1 protein-coding gene is annotated in these 3,586 nt (G+C 58.8%); it reads right to left on the bottom strand.

The window, feature by feature from the left end; genetic code table 11:
• Window positions 1–259: 259 nt before the first annotated feature.
• A complete protein-coding gene (locus QOC89_RS21465; protein ID WP_323046852.1) occupies window positions 260–3,274 on the bottom strand; it encodes a PAS domain-containing protein in 3,015 nt (1,004 codons plus the stop codon).
• Window positions 3,275–3,586: the final 312 nt, after the last annotated feature.

The raw sequence follows: 3,586 nt of genomic DNA, 5'->3' as shown, positions 1-3,586 counted from the left end.
GGCACATTGGGCAACCGTATTTCGACCTCGCTGGAGAGGAGCGCCATCATGGACTGCCACGCTCTGTCTGCATCAAAGGGAGCTTGCATGATGCGGTTCCTCGATTCACGTTAGACAAATAGGCGTTCCCGCGCCCACGGTCTTATGCGACGTGCCTGGTTGAGCTACGCTCGGGATTGACTGGATGATAGGGAGCAGTCCAACGGACCGCTATTACAGGAATGTGGAGTGCGTCCGCGTTTGACCAGGAAGAGGCAGGTTAGTCACTCGCTTCACTTATCCCGACGTCGGAATTTGCGGCGCTCGCTCTCATGACCGGCAGCACGACGCTGAAGGTTGCTCCATAGCCCTCATTATTGGTGGCGGTAAGACGGCCATCATGAGTTTCGATAATGAAGCGGGACACTGCCAGTCCGATGCCCATTCCTTTGCTCTTGGTCGTGACGAATGCATCGAATATGCTGTCGCCACCGACTATGCCCGACCCGTTATCGATGACTTCGAGCAGAACGGAGCGGTTGCCAAGGGCCTTGGCGGTAATGAGAATTCTGGGTGCGCGTCCCGAGTTTTCCGTGGCCTCGATTGCGTTCGTCATCAGGTTGAGCAGCACCTGCTGAATCTGTATCTGATCGACGAACACCGCGGGCAGGCCGTCGGGCAAGTCGAAATCGATGTCGGCGCTACGTTTGGTTTCGTCTTCCCGCAGCAGCCGCACGGATTCGAGAACCATGTCTTTCACATTCCGTTCCCGCTTCTGGAACGATTGCCGCTTGAACAGTGCGCGGATGCTTTGCATCGTCTCGTCGGCGGAACGGGCATCTCGAACCACGCTTTCCACGGAGACCCTGGCTTCGCTCAAATTGGGTGGCGACGCTGCGAGCCACCGTTTGCAAGCCTGCGCATTAGCGATAACGGACGTGAGAGGCTGGTTGAGCTCGTGGGCGATCGAGGCCGAGAGTTCCGCGACCGTGGCGATCTGGGTCGCCCGGGCAAGTTCAGCCTGAGTGTGTCGTAGCCGGTCCTCGGCACGCTTGGGTTCGTCGATATCCAGGCTCAGTCCGTACCATTGGACAATATTGCCGTGGGCGTCTCTCATGGCCTCGGCGGTGTGCTGGTACCACCGGTAAACCCCGTCCTTTCTGCGCAGCCGGGCAGCGTGGCTGTACGGCTCGCCGGTCCTGATCGAATGCGTCCACGCCTGGTTCAGACTGCTGAGATCGTCTGGATGGATGGTCCTCTGATAGCGGCGCACCGCAAGCTGCGAAATCCTCAGGCCGACAAATTCCGCGGTTTTCCGGTTGATGTAAATGAGCTCGCCGCGTGGATTGTTGCACCAGAGCATCGCGGGAATGGTCTCGATGAGCTCGCGTAGCTGGTGCTCCCGCTGTTCGAGCACGGCTTGCGTTTGCTTGAGATCGTTGATGTCCGTACAGACGCCGTACCAATGCAGGATCTGACCGCTTTCGTCGCGAAACGGTTCGCCGCGAGCGAGGTACCAGTGCAGTTTTCCATCGGCGCCCGTCACCTGGTACGTGTCCTGATAGGATGTGCCTTCTCGAACAGCTTGTCTCCAGCGCGAGCGGACTCGCAGACGGTCAGCTTCCGGAATGAGGTTGAGCAACATCTCCTTGTCGAATTGTTCCCCGCTCTTTCCCATGAAAGTCAGCATTTGCTGACTCCATCTGTCGACTTCGCCTTGCGGTGTGGCCCTCCAGATCATCGCGGGCAATGCGTCTACCAGTCTTCGCAAATTCAGTTCGTTTGTGCGCAGGGCCTCTTGGGCCAGGTGCCGCTCGTGGATATCGATCGATAGACCAAACCAGTTCACAATTTCGCCGTTGGCATCGCGCAGCGGCGTGCCTTTGCATTGGAACCAGCGGTAGGTATTGGCGACCGAACGGAGCCGATGGACGCAGTCATAAGGTCTGCCGTTATCGAGAGAATCTTGCCAGACCGCAATAGTCGAGGCGGCGTCGTCCGGGTGCACCAGGTGAAGCCAGCCGTCCGCTATCAGATCGTTGAGTTGCAGTCCGGTGTAGTCTTCCGCGCGCTTGTTGATGTATTCCAGGCGCCCATGCGCGTCCGTGCACCACAGCAGGCCAGGAAGCGTCTCCGCCAGCCAGTTCAATTGAACTTCACGTTCACGGATGACCTCCTGGGACCGGTAAAGCGCGTCGATGTCCATGTTCATCGCATACCACTTGTAGACACTCCCGTCATCGTTGAAATAAGGAACGGAGCGCGAGTGGCGCCACCGGTAGTCATCGCCATGGTCCGCCCATCGGTAGGTTGTGTCGTACGCGCTCTTTTCCCGAACCGAGCGGCGAAAACCCTCCTTGACCCGCTCGCGATCATCGGGGTGAATGAATCGCAGGAAGCCGAGATTCTGCATGCCTTCAAGCGTTGTTCCGGCTTTCTCCAGGATCTGCTGGTTGATGAAGTCGAAATCGTCCGATGTGCGAGTGGCGAAGTGGCCGGGTAACCGGTCGAGCAGTTCTCTGGCTTCTCTTTCACTTGCCGCCAGTGCCTGTTGAGCCTTGACGGTCTCTTCGATTTCGATTCCGACGAGGTACCAGTTGACGATCTCCCCGCTCGACGAGCGTGACGGCTCGGCCAGAAGACGCTGCCAGCGGTATACGCCGTCGTGCTGCAGCATCCTCACGCTCATATCGATCGCTTCTCGCGCGGCAATGCATGCGTTCCATTGCCGCCGTGCGGCCTGCACGTCATCGGGGTGAACGTAAGTCATCCAGCCATTGGCGACGATTTCCTCCATCGGCTTTCCCAGCGAGGCGACCCCTGTCTTGTTCACATAGAGAAGTTCGCCGGTCGGGCTGCCGACACATACGCATGCCGGCACGTTGTCCACAATGCGCCGATACGTTTCTTCTTCGGTTCGAAGAGAAGATTGCGCCGGCTTCGATGAGGCAGTTGAGGCGGATTGGCGGGCGCGCCGGGAGACCAGCCCGGCACATAGCCATGCCGCCGCGATGGTGATGCCGTAGCGGCTGATCGAGCCGGGGGTAACAGAAGGGCGACCGGAAACCAACATCGTTACGGCGATCCCAAGCGAGGCGAAGCTCGCGGCGAGACGCCCGAAGCTACGTCCGCAAAAGTGCGTGAAGAGGACAACCAGGACCAGGCTAAGGCAGCCCGTGACGGGTTCGAGCAGCGCCGTTACGCCCGAGGTACCGGCGACGGCGACACTGAGGGCAGCAGCCCGGGAAGGGCGTGATATCAGCACGGTAAGTATGTCAACCTCGGAGTTCGGCAACGCCCGACTGCCGCTTGACTGAGTGCCTGTTTGCCGTCCGCGGCGTCGGGCAGCATGATCGGGTTGAGAGCATTGACGTCTTTTCCGGGTGCGCGGTGTTGGCGACTTGCAGTGAGTGCCGCTATGAAAAAAATAAGCCTACAATTTCATATGTGGCGACGACATTACATATTCATGTAATGCGTAACGCGGCTCTCCGTGCTTCCAGACAACGATTCGGATGGCTATAATTTCTCATCGGAACCGCCCCGCTCGAGAGGCGCATTCAGTGGGTCTATCGGAGACCCGCTGTACCGGCGTCAGGAGAAGTTT

This window comes from Paraburkholderia sp., assembly GCF_034668105.1.
Lineage (GTDB): Bacteria > Pseudomonadota > Gammaproteobacteria > Burkholderiales > Burkholderiaceae > Paraburkholderia.
Note: the sequence above shows the minus strand (reverse complement) of the source record. Positions and strands in the feature narration are given on the sequence as shown.